Source organism: Streptomyces sp. SAS_281, assembly GCF_052542855.1.
The window spans coordinates 1-15,975 of record NZ_JBMNDO010000106.1 but is presented as its reverse complement, the minus strand read 5'-3'; the positions used below and the strand labels follow the sequence as shown (position 1 = coordinate 15,975).

Here is a 15,975-nt window from a genome sequence, read left to right as displayed (position 1 = left end):
GCGGTGATGGCGCGTGCCGGGCGGTCGGCATCGGGCAGCGGCCCGCCCCCGCCGGGACGTGCGGCAGGGGCAGGAGCAGGGGGTGGACGGTCCGGCGGGCCGGACGCCTGCGTCAGCCCTTCACGGCGCCGGTGAGGCCGCCGACGATGCGCCTCTCGAAGACCGAGAAGAAGATCAGTGCGGGCAGCATGGCGAGGGACGTGAAGGCGAGAACCTTCGCGGTGTCCGTGGAGTACTGGGAGGTGAAGACCTGGACACCGAGCGGCAGGGTGTAGTTCGCCTGCGTGTTGAGGATGTACAGGGGCAGGATGTAGTTGTTCCAGCTGCCGACGAATCCGAGGATGCCGACGGTCACCACACCGGGCAGTGACAGCGGCAGCACCATGCGGAAGAAGAATCCGAGCCGGCCCAGCCCGTCGATCGCGGCGGCCTCCTCGATCTCGTTCGGGATGGCTCTGAGGAACGGCACGAGGATGATGACGGTGGTCGGCAGGCCGAAGGCGATCTGCGGGATGATCACGCCGAGCAGGCTGTCGACGAGGCCGAGGTCCTTGATGACGAGGTACAGCGGAGTGATCGCGATGACCATGGGGAACATCAAACCGGCGGCGAACAGGGAGTACATCGCCCCCTTGAGCCTGAAGTCGTAGCGTGCGATGACGAAGCTCACCATCATCCCCGCGGCGACGATGCCGACGGTGCTGGCGATCGCGACGATGAGGGAGTTGGCGAACTCCCCCCAGAAGACGTTCGACGTGAGGATGCCGGTGTAGTTGCCGGTCACCCAGGGGTGCGGCAGGCCGGCCGGATCCGTGGTGATCTGCGAGTTGGAGCGGAATCCGCCGAGCACGATGTAGAGAACCGGTGCGACGCAGACACCGACGAAGAGCAGCGCGACGAAGTAGGTGACGGGGCTGCCCCACTTCTGCGGGGAGCCGCGGCGGTCGGTGGGCGGCTCCGGCTCCGGCGCGGGGGACGTCCGGGAAACGGTGGTCGTCACGCTCATCACACGGTCCCTTCGGTGACGGCGCCCCGGAGGTCGCGGCGCAGGACGAAGCGCTGGTAGATCAGGGCGACGACGAGCGAGATGACGAACATGACCACCGCGACGGCGCTGCCGTAGCCGTAGTTGCCCGCGTTGCGGCCCTGGGCGAGCATGTAGATCGCCATCGTCGAGGTGCCGGTCGTGCCCGCCACGTACGGGCCCCAGATGATGTAGACGAGGTCGAACAACTGCAGTGAGCCGATGATCGACAGGAAGGCCCAGATGCGGATCGTCGGCCCCAGCAGCGGCAGCGTGATGCGGCGTTGGATCTGCCAGTAGGTGGCCCCGTCGATCTGCGCGGCCTCGAAGATCTCCTCGGGGATCGACTGGAGGCCGGCGAGCATCAGGATCACCGCGAAGCCGATGTACTTCCACGTGATGATGGCGATCAGCGTCCAGATGGCCAGGTCCGGGTCGGCGATCCAGTCGGCCGCCAGGGAGCCCAGGCCGACCCGCTCCAGCAGGCCGTTGGCGGCTCCGTTGCTCTGCAGGATCAAGCCCCAGCCGATGCCGACGATGATCTCGGACACGATGTAGGGCACGAAGATCAGGACGCGGATGGCCGAGCGGCCGCGGATCTTCTGGTTGAGCAGCAGTGCGAGGCCGATCGCTATCGGGCCCTGGACCACGAGTGACAGCACGAGAAGCAGACCGTTGTGCCACAGGACGTCGTGGAAGGCGGGGTCGGTGAGGATCAGCTTGTAGTTGCCCAGGCCGACCCAGTCGGTGGGGTCTCCGTAGCCCTTCCACCGGTAGAACCCGTAGTACGCGGCGAGCACGATCGGGAAGATCACGAACGCCAGGAACATGATGATCGCCGGCGCGGACAGGACCGTGATCTCCAGTCGCATCCTGGCACGGCCTCGGCGGTGGGCAGCCGCTCGTGGCGGGGCCGGGGTTGCGGACTTCGCCACACCCCTGGCCCCTCGCGTGCCCTGCGACTGGCGGCCGTGGGCCGGGTCAGCGCCCAGGGTGTCGCTCATGTGTGCTTACTCAGCCCTTCTCGGCGGCGGCTTTGACGTCCTTCACGATGTCTTCGGCGCTGCCCTTGCCGGCCATCAGGTTCACGACGGCGATGTTCATCGCGTTGCCGACGTTCTGGCCGTACACGGTGTCGAGGAACTGCATGGAGTACGCCGCCTTGTTGAACGCCTGCAGCGCCGAGATGTTGTAGGTCTCGGTGACGACCCCCTGCGCGGCCTTGTTCACCGGAATGGTGTCGAACGCCTTCCCGTACGCTTCCTGCTGCTCCTTGGTCACGACGAACCGGAGAAAGTCCGACGCCGCCTTCGGCGCGTTCTTGGCGAGGGAGTAGCCCCCGGCGCCGCCCATGATCGCGGTCGGGTCGCCCTTGCCGCCGGGCACGGAGGGGAAGGGGAACCAACCCAGGTCGGGGAGCTGCTTCTTGTCCGGCGTCAGGTCGGCGATCACACCGGGGTCCCAGTTGCCCATGAGTTCCATGGCCGCCTTGTGGTTGGCGAGCATGCCGGCGGAGGATCCGGCTCCCTGCTGCGACGTCGCCGTCAGGAAGCCCTTCTGGAAGGGCTCGTGCCCCAGCAGACCGGCCAGGTCCTCGCCGGCCTTGTTCCAGCACGGGTCGTCGAACGTGAGCGACTTGGCGGCTTCCTGCATGGTCTCCTGGCTGCACTCACGCAGGACGAAGGTGTAGTACCAGTGCGCGGCCGGCCAGGCGTCCTTGGCGCCGACGGCGATCGGCGCGACCTTGGTCGTCTTCAACTTGGCGACGGCGTCCACGAGTTCGTCCATCGTCGTGGGCGGCGCGGTGATGCCGGCCTTCTTGAACAGGTCCTTGCTGTAGTAGATGCCTTCGGGCTGCGTGTCGAGCGGCATCGCGTAGACCTTGCCGTCGATCGATACGCCTTGCAGGGCCGCCTCGCCGACGTTCGCCCGGTCGGTGTCCGTCAGGTCCAGCGCCCGGATCTGACCGGCGTCGACCATGGCCTGCATCTTGCCTCCGCCGCGCTGGAGGAAGATGCTCGGCGCGGAGTTCGAGTTGAGCGCGTTCTGCAGCTTGCCGTCGAGGTCCTCGTTCTGGACCGACTGGATCTTGACCGTGACGTCCTGGTGCAGGGCCTGGAACGCCTTCGCGGCGTCCTTCCAGTACTTGGCCCCGCGCCCCTCCATGGCATTCGTCCAGACGGTCACCGTGGCATGCCCGTCGGACGTGCCGCTGCCGTCGTCGCCGCCGCCTGCGCAGCCGGCAGCGGCGAGCGCGACGCACAAGCCGATCGCGGCACCGGTCGTGCTGCGGATTCTCCTCGTCATCGTGGGAACTCCTGATCTGTTGCCGGTGGTCCAACTGCCGGGTTTTTTGCGCAAATTAATGAGCGCCCCGTGAGGTAGGTGCAAGGTCTACCGCTTGAAATAGGCACTGAGCAACCATGAGTTTTCGCAAGTTGCGGGATCGTTATCGATTGTTTCGATCATCGCGGGAGCAGGTGCGGGGCGGGCGCGGCAGACCACCGTTCGGTCCGCTCGGCGTCTTGACACCGCTTTCCCGATCTCCCTACGGTGCGCAGCACATTGAGCGAGCGCCGGCCTTCCGCCCGCCCGTCCGGGCGCGCCCCGCGCCGCACCGCAGCAGAGGAACCCCACCATGCGGATCGTCGTCCCCCGACAGCCGACAGCCCGACTGTCCGATGCCTGGCGTCATTGCGTCGGCACCGGCCGCCTGGATCTCGCGCTCCGGCGCGACTACCAGGAATCACTTGCCCTCGTTCAGCGCGACATCGGCTTCCGGTACATCCGGGGGCACGGTCTCCTCAGCGACGGGATGGGTGTCCACCGCCCCTACCACCACGCCGGCGAGCGCCGTGTACGCCACGCCTTCACGTACGTCGACCAGGTCGTCGACGCCTACCTGGAGATGGGCATCGCGCCCTTCCTGGAACTCGGGTTCATGCCCTCGGGGCTGGCCTCCGGCGATGACACGGTGTTCTGGTGGAAGGGCAACATCACTCCTCCGCGTGACGAGAGGGAGTGGGCGGACCTCGTCCGGGCCGTCATGGGGCACCTGATCGACCGCTACGGCGCCGAGCAGGTGCGCCGGTGGCCGGTCGAGGTGTGGAACGAGCCGAATCTGGCCCCGTTCTGGGCTTCCGACCAGGACGGTTATCACCGCCTGTACGAGGTGACCGCGCTGGCCGTCAAGGAGGTCGACGCCGAGCTCCAGGTCGGCGGTCCGTCGCTGGCGCCGGGATACCAGGACGAATGGATCCAGCGCTTCGCGGAGTTCGTGGACGCCCGTGACCTGCCCATCGATTTCGTCAGCCGCCACGCCTACTCGTCCGGCCCCGTCCAGCCCGTGCCCTTCGGCGCCCACCAGACGCTCATGCCGGCGTCGGCGCTGCTGGAGCAGTTCGGGGCCCCGCGGCGGCAGCTGGCAGGCACCGGGCTCGCGGAGCTTCCGTTGCACATCACGGAGTTCAACTCCTCGTACCGGCCGGACAATCCGATTCACGACACCGCGTTCCACGCGGCGTACCTGGCCCCGGTACTCGTGAACGGAGGTGACCTCGTGGACTCCTTCTCGTACTGGACCTTCAGTGACGTCTTCGAGGAGGTGGGCATACCCACGGCACCGTTCCACGGCGGCTTCGGTCTCCTGGCGCACCGTCAGATCAAGAAGCCCACCTACCACTTGTACGCGTTCATGGCGGAGATGGGCGAGCAGGTCCTCGCCCGGGGCGAGGACCACCTGGTGACACGGCACGACGACGGCCGCGTCACGGTGCTGGCCTGGGCACCGGCCGACCCGGCAGGCGGCACCCCCGTGCAGGGGCACTCCGTCCGGCTCTCCCTGCCCATCGGAGCCCCGGAGGCGCGGAACTCCGCCTATCTCCGCCGCCGCTCCGTGGGTGAGGAGGCGGGCAACCCCTGGGCTGCCTGGCGTGAGATGGGGCGGCCGCTCGCGCCCGGCCACCGTCAGCTCGACGCCTTGCGCGAGGCGGCCGAACCGGCCCACACGCACGGGAACGTACCCGTGGTGGACGGACGTGCCGATGTGCACCTCGTCCTGGGCCGGCACGAGGTGACGCTCGTGGAGCTCACCCCGGTCGCCGACGAGACGCCCGAATGGTGGAGCGACGACCGCCTCTTCGGTCTCGGCGATGAGGGCACCGGTGCGTCCGCGTACGTGGACTGAGCACTCCACCGCACTGGAGAGGAGCACACCCGTACCGAAGGGCCCACCGTGTTGCGCGAGGCGGGCGGCGTCAACACACCCGAGGCCGTTATCGCGGAACGCGACGTACGCGTGCTGTCCGCGCTGCGGCCCCGGCCGGAGACCGAGTCGTTCTGGGAGCGGCTCGCGCATGTGCTGGCGCCGGGCCGGCCGGAGCCGGGACACGTTCGCGCGCGGGTGCGGCCCTGGCATGGGGAGGACGGCTTTCCCGCCCCTCGCGCACGAGCGGTTCGAGTCGGGCGGCGGCGAGCCGGCCGGTGGCGCGGTACCGGTCCGCCGCGGCGCGCAGGTGGGGACGCACACGGCCTTTGTGAGGACCTCCTACACGAAGGCGGGCAGTGGGCCGGAAGGGTCTTCGAGCCAGGCGCGGGCGCGCTCGCGCAGGATGCCGGGAAGGCCGTCCCTGAGGCCGGCGACGGTGACGCCTCGCAGGGAGTCGCGCCAGGCCCGGTCGGCGTCATACATGACCTGAGCGACACCACACGGCTTCTCGCACCGTTCGACGGGCAGGGCGCAGGCGCCGCGCTGCCGGATTTCCGTACAGACGAACGGAGGAGCCGAGCCCTCGATCGCCTCCACGATGTCGAGCACGGTGATGCTGTCCGGGGTTCGTGCGAGCCGGAACCCCCCGCGCGGCCCCGAGGTGGCGGCCAGGACGCCGCTGCGCACAAGGGATTTGAGGTGCTTGGCCAGGTAGGCGTCCGGGAGGCCGTAGTACCCGGCCAGCGTCGTACGGGGCGCGGCGGCACCGTCCTCTGCGTGTGCGAGCAGGAGGCAGCAGTGCACCGCCCACTCGACACCTTGCGACAGCTTCATACCGGCCATCCTAGTTGATGGACATTACTTATCGATGATATCGATGTCCTGTGACGAACGTGAACGCTCAGTCGGAGACGCCTCGGCCCGCAGATCGTCCCGCTCCTCGTGACTGGCGCATGCTCGCGGCAGCACTGACCGCCACCTTCATGGCGAGCTTCGACCTCTTCATCGTCAATGTCGCCACCGGGACACTGCGCGCGGACCTGGGGGCGAGCGATGCCGAGCTCGGGCTCGTCGTGTCCGGCTACGCGTTCACCTACGCGGCAGGACTGGTGACCGGCGGCCGGCTCGGTGACCGGTACGGCTACCGGCGGATCTTCGTGAGCGGCATGGCGTCCTTCACGGTCGCCTCACTGTTGTGCGGCCTCGCGCAGTCCCCGGCCCTGCTTGTCGTGGGCCGCCTCGCGCAGGGCCTCGCGGCCGCCGCGATGGTGCCCCAGGTGCTGTCCCTGGTCACGGCGCGCTTCCCCGCCGCCCATCGAGGCCGGGCCACAGCCTGGCACGGCGCGGTCAGCGGTATGGGGGCGATCGCCGGACAACTGGTCGGCGGCGTCCTGCTGGAGGCGGACATCCTGGGGCTCGGCTGGCGCATGGTGTTTCTGGTGAACGTTCCGGTGGGCGCCGCCGCCTGCATGCTCGCAGGCAGGCTGTTGCCGAGGACGGTGGGCGCACAGCACCGGTTCGACCCGGTCGGCGCCATCGCCGTCACCCTGACACTTGCCCTGATCCTCGCCCCGCTGTCCCTGGGCCGGGACGAGGGATGGCCCGTGTGGACATGGGCCTGCCTGGCCGCGTCCGCGCCTGCCGTCTGGCTGACCCTGCGCTGGCAGAGGACGCTTCGGGCGCGGGGCGGCGAGCCAGTGCTGGACCCGTCCCTCTTCCGTAACCGCCCGTACATGGCGCTTGTCGGGGCCGTCGGCCTCTTCCAGCTGTATTTCGGCGCGTACATGTTCACCTTGGCGCTGCTTCTGCAGGCAGGACTTGACGCGAGCCCCCTTGCGGCGGCCCTCGCCTTCCTTCCGCAAGCGGTGCTCTACAGCATCGGCTCGCTGCTCAGCGGGCGGCTGACAGCCCGCCATGGCGCGGTGGTTCCGGGGGCCGGAGGCATGCTGATCATTCTGGGTCTGGGGCTCCTCGCCGCGCAGCTGGCCGTGACGGGGGACCGCATGGAAGCCGTGGAGCTGATTCCCTCCCTCGTCCTCGTCGGCCTCGGCAACGGGCTTCTGCTGCCTGCGCTGATGGGCACGGCCCTGTCACACGTAGGCCCGCGGGAAGCAGGCGCGGCGTCGGGTGCCCTCAACACCATTCAGCAATCGGCCAGTTCGATCGGGGTGGCGTTGTTCGGCACGTTCTTCTTCTCCGTAGCGGGGCCCGGGCTGCGTGAGGCGCACACGGCGATGGCAACCGTCACGCTCGCCTTCATCGCCCTGACCGCGGCGTCGGTGGGCCTCCTGCGGACGAGCTGGGCGAAGACCCCGGCGCTCCCGAGGGTGGAGGCGGCAACGTCGTCCGGCGACGAAAGGTCTCCCCGGAATCAGAACCACATGCCCTCCTGCCGGCACCGCGCGAACACTCGCCGTTAACGTCGCCGATCAGTTTCGTCGAGGTCGGCCGAGGCGGTCACGCCACCTACCACGGGCCGGGCCAACTCGTCGGCCACCTCGTCTTGCACGTACGCGAGCTGGGACCGTGCTGCCCGACCCGACGTATCGAGCGCGCCCTGATCCGCGCGGCGGAATCACTCGGGACGCTCCGAGGGGTGCCGGTGTACACTCAAGAACGCCCTTGACCTGCACAAAGCAGGCAGGGAGCCGTCTCGGAGGAGTCCCAAGTGCTGCGTACTCTGTTCAAGTCCAAGATCCACCGCGCCACCGTGACCCAGGCCGACCTGCACTACGTGGGTTCCGTCACCGTCGACGCCGAGCTGATGGAGGCCGCGGATCTGCTGCCCGGTGAACTCGTGCACATCGTGGACATCGACAACGGGGCCCGGCTGGAGACGTACGTCATCGAGGGCGAGCGCGGTTCCGGGGTGATCGGGATCAACGGGGCCGCCGCGCACCTGGTGCACCCGGGTGATCTGGTCATCCTCATCAGCTACGCCCAGGTCGAGGATGTCGAGGCGCGTGCCTTCGTTCCGCGTATCGTGCACGTCGACGCGGACAACCGCATCGTCGCACTCGGTGCCGACGCCTCCGCGCCCGTGCCGGGCAGTGACACCGAGCGCAGCCCGCACGCGGTGCCCGCGGCGCGCTGAGGCGGCTTGCCGAACGAGGGGCGCATGGCCATGGCAGAGCAGAACGGGCCCGAGATCCGTGACGACCGGGCAGCCGGCAAGCTGTCCGCGTACGAGGACGGTGAGGCCGTCGGCGTCATCGCGTACTTCACGCTGGACGGTGAGCCCGCCGGGCTCGTCGCCGTCCACACGGTCGTCGGTTCCGGGCACGAGGGGAAGGGCATCGGCGGTGCCCTGGTGAGGGAGTTCTACGCCATGGCGGGGCGCGAGGGCGTGCCCGTCGTGCCGCTGTGCCCGTACGCAGCGAAGTGGGCCTCGCGCCATCCCGACGAGGCCCCCGAGGCGCCCGAAGGGCTGGTGGAGCGCGCGAAGACGCAGCTCGCCTCGCACCCCGAGCTGTACTGAACGCGGTACCGAACCGGAAGGAGGGGGCCGGGCATGATGCTCGCGCTGCTGCACACCTCGCCCGTCCACGTCCCGGTCTTCGACGCCCTGCGAGACGCCGACCACCCGGGAACGGTCCTGCGCCACGTCGTGCGGGAAGAGCTGCTGACCACGGCGGTGGCGCTGGGGCCCGAGGCGGTGGCCGACGAGGTGGAGGCGGTGGTCGCGGGCCTGGTGGCCGGAGGGGCGGACGCCGTGCTCTGCACCTGCTCGACCATCGGGGCCGTCGCGGAGGCCGCGGGGATCGCGGTCGGCGCCCCGGTCCTGCGCGTCGACCGGCCCATGGCGGCGGCGGCCGTACGGGCGGGGCGGGTCACCGTCCTCGCCGCCCTCGCCTCCACCCTGGAGCCGACCCGCGCGCTGCTCACCGAGGAGGCGGCCGCCGCCGGGCTGCCGGGGGCGGACGTGCGCACCGTGCTGGTGGACGGGGCCTGGGACCGCTTCACGGCGGGGGACAACGACGGCTTCCTCGACCTCGTGGCGGCCGAGGCCGACGCGGTGCGCGACGCGGATGTCATCGTGCTCGCCCAGGGCTCCATGGCCGGCGCGGCCGAGCGTACGACCACCGGAATCCCGGTCCTGTCCAGCCCGCGCGCCGGCCTGGCCGCCGCGGTGGTGGCCGCGGGGCGGTGACCGGGCGGGGCCGCACGCGTCGTCCGTACGCGGCACTGTTCCGCGTCCGTACGTATGGGCTCGCCGGGCGCGGGCAGCCGCTCCGGGAGACGGTGGAAGAGGTCCACCCCCGATCGTTCGGAGGCCCGAGATGACTCATCCGTTCCCCGACCCCGTCCCTCCGGCGCCGACCCCGGGTCCGCTGCCGGAGCCGACGCCTCCGGCGCCGACCCCGCCGGCGCCGACCCCGCCGGCGCCCACGCCCCCGGCGCCGACGCCGCCCGCTCCGCCGGGCCCGGCGCCCGACCCGATCCCGCAGCCGCCCTCGCCGGACCCCGACCCGGTGCCGCCGCCCGAGCCCGAGCCGTCACCGGTCTGACCCGGCGCTCACCCCGCGCCCGGCCGTCAGCCGGCGGCCAGCATCGCGTCGGCCCGGGCGGTGACCTCGGCCAGTACCCGGCCCGCCGCGGCCAGGTCCCCGGCCGGCAGGTCCCCGTACAGCCCGGCCGCGATGGCGGCGACGCCCGCTTTGTACGACTGGATCAGTGCGTCGCCCGCAGGGGTGGGCGCGAGCAGGTCACCGGGCCGCTCCTCCAGCAGACCGGCGGACGTCAGCTCGGCGACGGTGGCCTCGGCCGCCGGAACGCCGAGCTTCACGGCGCCGGTCAGGCGCTCGATCAGTGCGCGGCGCTCGACCGTGCCGCCCGCGGCCTCGGCGGCGTTGAGTGCCAGGGCCTGATGGAAGGTGGTGCCCTGGGGCAGGAGCCGTTCGGCGAGCGCGCGGGTGGCGTAGTGGGCCATGCCGATGACCTGGCCGTTGACGGTGGGTGCGGTGGTCATGACTACTCCTCGTGGGAAGCGGTGACGGGCGGAACCGGCACGTCGAGCAGGGCCTTCAGTGCCTCGGTGAACGCCTCGGTGTCCTTGCCGCCGAGACCGCCGAGAGGTGCGAGCAGCCCGTCGACGAGCTCCCGCACCACCGTGACCGCGCGGCCGGTCGTCGCGCGGCCCTCGTCGGTCAGTGCGAGCCGGACGGCCCTGCTGTCCGAGGGGTCGGCGGTCCGTTCGACCAGGCCCGCCGCCTCCAGGGCGCGGGCCAGTTTCGAGACGTAGAGCGCTTCGAGTCCGGTGTGGTCAGCCAGCGCGCGCTGACTCGGCCGCAGCCCCGCATGCTCCATCCCCTGGAGGGAGGCGACCAGCGAATACTGCGCGTGCGTCAGGCCCAGCGGGGTCAGCGCCCGGTCGATGGCCACCCGCCACTTCATGGACAGGCGCCAGACCAGGAAACCCGGGGTCGCGCCCTCGATCGCGTTGCTCATGACGAATACCGTACATGGCTACTATGTCCATGGCTACTGAATTCCGGGAGCCCAAGGCGTGGCCGGGTGACCGCCGGCTCAGTCCCGCAGCTTCAGCAGCGCGTCGGCGTGCGCGAGGCCGCTCTCGGCGGAGACCGAGTCCAGCGACTGGGCGTCGCGTACGGGCGCGAAGCGCACCACGGGCTCCTCGCCGCTCGTACCGGCGAGGTCGAATCCGTACACCGCCGGGCGCGGCAGACTGTTGTACGACCACGGGGTGGAGAAGTAGTACGCGCCCGTGTCGTACAGCACCACGTAGTCGCCCGCCCGCAGTTCGGGCAGTTCCCGGGCGTGCGCGACGACGTCCCCGGCGAAGCAGCACGGCCCCGCGATGTCCTGGACCACCGGAGGCCCGCCCTTCGGCCGTCCTTCGGCGTCGAACGCGCCGACCCGCAGGGGCCAGGCCTCCGGCATGAAGACCGTACGGGTGGCGGTCTGCGCTCCCGCGTGGGTCAGCGCGATACGGCGGCCGCCGGCGTCCTTCGTGTACTCGACCAGCGCCCCGATGAAGCCGTTCTTCGCGAGCAGGGACCGCCCGAACTCGGTGACGAGCTCGTACCGCCCGTCGAAGAGTCCGGGCACGGCCGCTCGCAGCGCCGCCGCGTACGCCGCGAAGGTGGGACGCACCTCGTCGTCGGCGAAGTTGACCGGCAGGCCGCCGCCGATGTCGAGCCCGGTGACCTGCCGGCGGCCCAGCGTTTCGTTGATCTCCTCCGCCAGCCGGTACGTCTCGGCGATCCCGGCCGCGATCAGCTCCAGCGAACAGCCCTGCGAGCCGACATGGGCGTGCAGCCGGGTCAGCCACGGGTGTGCCGCGAACGCCTTCACCACCTGTTCGCGCGCGCCGGGGTCACGCAGCGCCACGCCGAACTTCGAGGTGGCCGTGGCCGTGCTCATCGCGCCGATCGAACCGCCGCCGACCTGCGGGTTGACCCGGAGGCCGATGTCGGACACCGCGTCCGCCGGGCGCAGCGAGGCGATCCGGTCCACCTCGTCCAGGTTGTCGGCGTTGATCGCCACGCCCACGGCCAGGGCGCGCCGGATCTCGTCCCGGGTCTTGGCGGGGGAGTCCAGCACGATCTTCGACGGCGCGAACCCGGCGTCCAGCGCGAGCCGCAGCTCACCCGGGCTCGCGACCTCGCAGCCCATCCCGCACTTGGCGAGCAGCCGCAACACGGGGACCAGCGAGGACGCCTTGGCGGCGAACGTGTGCAGCACGGCGGGCACCCCGGGGAACGCGTCGTGCAGGGCGGCGACCGACGCGCGGACGCCGTCCGTGTCGATGAAACCGGCGGCCGGGCTCGCCTCGCCGAGCAGACCGGCGGCCACGGCGTGGCGGACCACGGCCGCGACACGCGCGGAACCCGCCGGGATCGAAGGGGACAGGGCGGAGGAAGGCGAAGAGAGGCTCATGGAGCCAGAGTCGGCGATGGATGCCCCCAGGTCTCTGTCCGGGCGGCCAAGAACGGTGCGCCTGTTTGTCGGTCCGGCCAAGCCATGAGCAGACCCGCAGCCGGACGAACAGACGGCAACCTACCCGCTGAGCCGCACCGCGAGCGTGACCAGAAGCCTGGTGTCGGGGTCGTCCAGATCCACCCCGAACCGCTCCCGGACCCGCCGCAGCCGGTAGCGCAGCGTGTTCGGGTGGACGACCAGGCGCGCCGCCGCCCGCGCGACGTCCCCCGACGCGTCGAGATAGGCGGCCAGCGAGCGGACCAGCTCGCCCCCGGCCGCGAGATCCGCCCGGACCAGCTCGTGCACGGGCCCCCGCCCCGCCTCCCAGACCGGCCGGGCGGCGTCCAGGATCCTGGCGACGTCCAGCGAGGGCCCCACGCCCGCCGCGTCCGCCGACCGCCGGGCGTCCCCGGCCGCCGCCCGTTCGCGCAGCACCCGCACGACCAGCAGGGCCTCTTCGCACGACTCCCGCGCCCCGGCCGCCCCGGCGGCCACCGGCCCGGCCCCCGCCAGCACCCCGGCCTCCTGCGCCTGACCCGCCAGCTCCCGGGCCAGCGCCGCCGCGCCCCGCTCCGCCCCGGCGTCCACGGGAAGCAGCACCAGCAGCCGGTCGCCGTCGCGCAGCACGCGCACGGACGGGCGGTACGTCGCCGCCTGGAGCGCGGCCACATCGAGCGTGCGGTCGCCGGGGCCGGCCGCGGCGGTGAGGGGTTCGGCGACCACGACCGCGCAGGCGGCGTCGGGCGAGAGGCCGAGCGACCAGGCGTGCGTTCGGGCGTCCCCGTCCCCGTACAGCAGTCCGCGCAGGGCGAGTTCGCTGCGTCGGGCGGCGCCGCTCTCCCGCAGCCGGTGCCGCACCAGCAGGGGAGCGGCGACCTCGGCGGCCCGGCGCAGGGCGTCCGGCGCGTCCGGGCGCAGGGGGCGGCCGTCGCCGGCCACCCAGATCGAGCCGAGGACCTCCGGGCCGCTGCGGACCGCGATGATCAGGCGTTCCGGTCCCTCGGCGTCGGCCGCGCGGTGGATCACGTCGCGGGACGTCCACAGCGTCCGGAGCAACCCGCTGCGCCGCAGCTCCGCGACCCGCCACTCGGGGACCCGGCCGCCCAGGATGGTGGACCGGCGCAGCACATCGGCGTCGGGGCCGGTGGCGGAGTGGGCCAGGACCCGCAGACGCGTGTCCTCGATGGTGATCGACCCGCCGGTGTACTCGGCGACGGCCGCCGCGAGCGCGCTCAGGCTCTCCGGACCCCCGGCCGCCATGCGCCCCGCCGCCCCCTCGCCGGCGCCCGCCCGGGCGCAGGCCAGCGCGGAACGCAGCAGCGCGGCGGCGTCCGTCCAGTCGGCCCATTCCGCTCGGGTGAGCAGGGCCACCCCCGCCTCCTCGGCGGCGGCGAGCACCTGCGGCGCGGCGGCCACCCCCTCCACGGCGCGCAGCACCACGCCGGACGCGCCGCGCCGGGCGGCGTCCCGGACCGCGGCTGCGGCCTCGGGGGAGGTGACAGGCGCCCCGGTCACCAGGACCAGGCAGCCGTCCAGCGAACGGGCCGGGCCCTCGTCGCCCACGGCCACACCGCGCACCCCGACGTCACGGCCCGAGGGCGCGAGCAGCAGCCGCAGGCTGCCCCCGTCGTCGAAGGCGAGGAGTTCGCGCAGGGCGACGGACGGCTCCGGCGGGAGGGCGGCACGGCTCGTCATGGCAGCCGAGCATACGAGCACCCGCGGTGCGCGGGGGCCGGGCTCACTCGTCGTTGAAATCGCTCCGGCTGCACGCCAGGACCCCGGGCGTGCCCGCCAGCCGCGCCGTCAGCGCGTCGGTGTCGCCCCGCCCCTGCACGCTCAGCGCGATCTCCACGGTCCCCTCGGTGTCCGGGGAGCGGCGGCGCCGGTACCTCCCGGAGCCGGAGAGCGTGGTCAGCTCGGACACGGCGAACCCGGTCTCCGTACAGTGGTTGACCAGCTCGCGCAGGGCTCCGACGCCCTCGGTGTACGTGATGCGGTAGCCGGTCGACGTGTTGCGCAGGACGGGGAGCCGGTGGGCGAGTGGGCGTACCCCGTAGGACACCAGGAAGTACGCGAGCGTGGCCAGCGTCGCGAGCACGGGCAGCCCGGCGCCGGCCGCGCAGCCCACGGCGGCGGTGAGCCAGATGGAGGCCGCAGTCGTCAGCCCCCGCACCGAGCCACGGTGGACGAAGATGACGCCGCCGCCGATGAAGCCGAGCCCGGAGACGATCTGGGCCGCGACCCGCGACGGGTCCAGCTCCACCTGGCCGGTCACCACGACGTCGGAGAAGCCGAACTTGCTGACCAGCGTGAAGAGCGCGGCTCCCAGGCCGACGATCGTGTAGGTGCGCAGACCGGCCGCCTTCTGGCGGATCTCGCGCTCGATCCCGATCGCGCACGACAGGACGAACGCGATGCCGAACTGCGCCGCGTGCGTCCAGTTCTGACCGAACGGTTCGTTGATGTCGAGTGCCACGCAGCCTCCGTACCCGTCCGGCGGAACATGATCGGACAGAGTCCACCGTACCCGGCCATTCGGGGCCCGCGGGTGCGTGGCGGGGCGGCTACGGGTCAAGGCCGTGACAAGAAGGCGGCGGCTCCCGTGCCGCCCGGGAACCGCCGCCTTCCGCGTGAGCGGCTACGGGTTGACGCAGCCGATCGAGCCGACGGGGAAGTCATTGCCCGTCGAGGTCGCCGTGAAGCCGAAGGTGACGCTGCCGTCCGGTGGGATCGACCGGTTGTAGTCGGCGTTCTTCACCGTCAGGGTGCCGTCGGACGCGGTGCTGAGCACCCCGCTCCACACGCTGCTGACCTTGGTGCCGGTGCCGGGCTTCCACTGCACGGCCCAGCCGTCGAGTGCCGTCGTACCGTGGTTCATGACCTGGACGGAGCCCTGGAAGCCGCCGCCCCAGGAGTTGGTCACCGTGTAGACGGCCATGCACCCGGTGTGCGGGTCGGTGGGGTCCGTCGGGTCCGGGGTCGGGTCGGTGGGGTCCGGGTCGGGGGTGCTGCCCGAGCCGCGGATGCCGGTGACCTCGCCGTGCCCGCCGTCGAAGACGATGTCGGAGCAGGAGAAGAAGTTCTCCTGGCTGTCCGAACGCACCCACTGGATGAACATCACGGCGTCACCCGAGCGGCCCGAAGGCAGCGTCAGGTCCCAGTAGTAGTGACCGCCGTCGGTGCCCGGCGAGCCCACCGCGGGCGGATTGGTCACGGTCTGGATCAGATCGAGGTCGTCCCAGCCCAGTTCGGTGGTGGGGGAGTATCCCGGCTTGGACACGTACACCCGGAAGGAACCGGGGTGCGCGGCCCAGTTGCTGTGGTCGACCTCGATCGTGGCACCCGAGGTGAGGTGCGTACGGGGCCAGTCGCCACGCGGCGCGTTGTAGCCGGTGAAGTTGTACGGGGAGCGGTCGCCGGCGCTGCACAGCTTGCCGTCCGGGACGTAACCCTGGCCCCGGCCGCCCGCGTTGGAGTCGAGCACGGCGAACCAGTTGTACAGGGAGCTCGCGCCGCTCTCCGCGAGCGCGGCCTTGCACGCGGGGTTGGTCGGGTCCAGGGAGCCGGTGCTCGTCTTGGAGTCCAGCCAGCAGAGGTAGGTGCGCGAGCCCGGTGACATGGTGACACCGTGGGCCTGCGCGCTGCCCTGGCCCAGCAGGGTGAAGGCGATTCCGCCGAGCAGTGTCGCCAGCACCGCCGCCAGGGAGGCGAGTTGTGTTCTGGGTCGTGCCATGGTGTCTCCTTCTGCGGGTGCGGGGGCTTTCGTCGTGCGTGAAGGTGGCGCCGGGCATGCGGGGGGGGG

The 15,975-nt window shown here is 71.5% G+C and carries 16 protein-coding genes; 6 read left to right on the top strand and 10 right to left on the bottom strand.

All coding sequences use genetic code 11. The features are described from left to right. Positions 1 to 112: 112 nt before the first annotated feature. From ACN6LM_RS29710 to ACN6LM_RS29700, 3 genes are read right to left on the bottom strand one after another with little or no spacing between them, the layout of a single operon-like run. Entirely contained in the window at positions 113 to 1,006 is an 894-nt protein-coding gene (locus tag ACN6LM_RS29710; RefSeq protein ID WP_445068467.1) for a carbohydrate ABC transporter permease, read from the bottom strand. Beyond that, positions 1,006 to 2,028, bottom strand: coding sequence for a carbohydrate ABC transporter permease (locus tag ACN6LM_RS29705; protein ID WP_445068466.1), 1,023 nt, complete (start codon positions 2,026 to 2,028; stop codon positions 1,006 to 1,008). The genes ACN6LM_RS29710 and ACN6LM_RS29705 overlap by 1 nt, the downstream gene beginning before the upstream one ends. Positions 2,029 to 2,038: 10 nt before the next feature. Next, positions 2,039 to 3,331: an ABC transporter substrate-binding protein gene (locus ACN6LM_RS29700; RefSeq protein ID WP_445068465.1), complete on the bottom strand. Its 1,293-nt coding sequence runs from the start codon at positions 3,329 to 3,331 to the stop codon at positions 2,039 to 2,041. A 331-nt stretch (positions 3,332 to 3,662) separates the two neighbouring features. Here ACN6LM_RS29700 and ACN6LM_RS29695 point away from each other — a divergent pair, with 331 nt between their 5' ends. After that, positions 3,663 to 5,210 (top strand): GH39 family glycosyl hydrolase, encoded by a 1,548-nt coding sequence (locus tag ACN6LM_RS29695; protein WP_445068464.1) that lies wholly within the window; start codon positions 3,663 to 3,665, stop codon positions 5,208 to 5,210. 360 nt (positions 5,211 to 5,570) lie between these two features. Here the strand turns inward: ACN6LM_RS29695 and ACN6LM_RS29690 are convergent, their stop codons facing one another. Further along, on the bottom strand, positions 5,571 to 6,065 hold the full coding sequence (locus ACN6LM_RS29690; protein ID WP_445068463.1) for an RrF2 family transcriptional regulator: 495 nt from the start codon (positions 6,063 to 6,065) through the stop codon (positions 5,571 to 5,573). A 119-nt stretch (positions 6,066 to 6,184) separates the two neighbouring features. On the opposite strand from ACN6LM_RS29690, the gene ACN6LM_RS29685 reads away from it, so the two are divergent. The 5 genes from ACN6LM_RS29685 to ACN6LM_RS29665 are packed head-to-tail and all read left to right on the top strand — an operon-like array spanning position 6,185 to position 9,381. After that, positions 6,185 to 7,651 carry an MFS transporter gene (locus ACN6LM_RS29685; protein ID WP_445068462.1) on the top strand — a complete coding sequence of 489 codons (1,467 nt, stop codon included), beginning with the start codon at positions 6,185 to 6,187 and terminating at the stop codon, positions 7,649 to 7,651. Next, on the top strand, positions 7,621 to 7,857 hold the full coding sequence (locus ACN6LM_RS29680) for a lipoyl protein ligase domain-containing protein (RefSeq protein WP_445068475.1): 237 nt from the start codon (positions 7,621 to 7,623) through the stop codon (positions 7,855 to 7,857). The genes ACN6LM_RS29685 and ACN6LM_RS29680 overlap by 31 nt, the downstream gene beginning before the upstream one ends. Before the next feature lie 42 nt (positions 7,858 to 7,899). Then, positions 7,900 to 8,325 carry an aspartate 1-decarboxylase gene (panD, locus tag ACN6LM_RS29675; RefSeq protein ID WP_445068461.1) on the top strand — a complete coding sequence of 142 codons (426 nt, stop codon included), beginning with the start codon at positions 7,900 to 7,902 and terminating at the stop codon, positions 8,323 to 8,325. A 30-nt stretch (positions 8,326 to 8,355) separates the two neighbouring features. Next, entirely contained in the window at positions 8,356 to 8,709 is a 354-nt protein-coding gene (locus tag ACN6LM_RS29670) for a GNAT family N-acetyltransferase (protein WP_445068460.1), read from the top strand. A gap of 33 nt (positions 8,710 to 8,742) precedes the next feature. After that, positions 8,743 to 9,381 (top strand): aspartate/glutamate racemase family protein, encoded by a 639-nt coding sequence (locus tag ACN6LM_RS29665; protein WP_445068459.1) that lies wholly within the window; start codon positions 8,743 to 8,745, stop codon positions 9,379 to 9,381. Between the two features lie 384 nt (positions 9,382 to 9,765). Here the strand turns inward: ACN6LM_RS29665 and ACN6LM_RS29660 are convergent, their stop codons facing one another. The 6 genes from ACN6LM_RS29660 to ACN6LM_RS29635 all read right to left on the bottom strand — a co-directional run bounded on the left by ACN6LM_RS29660 (position 9,766) and on the right by ACN6LM_RS29635 (position 15,906). Beyond that, the gene (locus ACN6LM_RS29660) at positions 9,766 to 10,200 is read right to left on the bottom strand and encodes a hypothetical protein (RefSeq protein WP_445068458.1); all 435 of its coding nucleotides are present in this window, start codon (positions 10,198 to 10,200) and stop codon (positions 9,766 to 9,768) included. A 2-nt stretch (positions 10,201 to 10,202) separates the two neighbouring features. Then, entirely contained in the window at positions 10,203 to 10,679 is a 477-nt protein-coding gene (locus ACN6LM_RS29655; RefSeq protein ID WP_445068457.1) for a MarR family winged helix-turn-helix transcriptional regulator, read from the bottom strand. Positions 10,680 to 10,757: 78 nt separating this feature from the next. After that, positions 10,758 to 12,131 (bottom strand): diaminopimelate decarboxylase, encoded by a 1,374-nt coding sequence (locus ACN6LM_RS29650; protein ID WP_445068456.1) that lies wholly within the window; start codon positions 12,129 to 12,131, stop codon positions 10,758 to 10,760. Between the two features lie 120 nt (positions 12,132 to 12,251). Then, positions 12,252 to 13,868: a PucR family transcriptional regulator gene (locus tag ACN6LM_RS29645; protein ID WP_445068455.1), complete on the bottom strand. Its 1,617-nt coding sequence runs from the start codon at positions 13,866 to 13,868 to the stop codon at positions 12,252 to 12,254. Positions 13,869 to 13,911: 43 nt separating this feature from the next. Then, complete coding sequence (locus ACN6LM_RS29640) at positions 13,912 to 14,649, bottom strand: MgtC/SapB family protein (protein ID WP_445068454.1); 738 nt, start codon at positions 14,647 to 14,649, stop codon at positions 13,912 to 13,914. Positions 14,650 to 14,811: 162 nt separating this feature from the next. Continuing rightward, positions 14,812 to 15,906 carry a lytic polysaccharide monooxygenase gene (locus ACN6LM_RS29635; protein WP_445068453.1) on the bottom strand — a complete coding sequence of 365 codons (1,095 nt, stop codon included), beginning with the start codon at positions 15,904 to 15,906 and terminating at the stop codon, positions 14,812 to 14,814. Positions 15,907 to 15,975 lie beyond the last annotated feature (69 nt).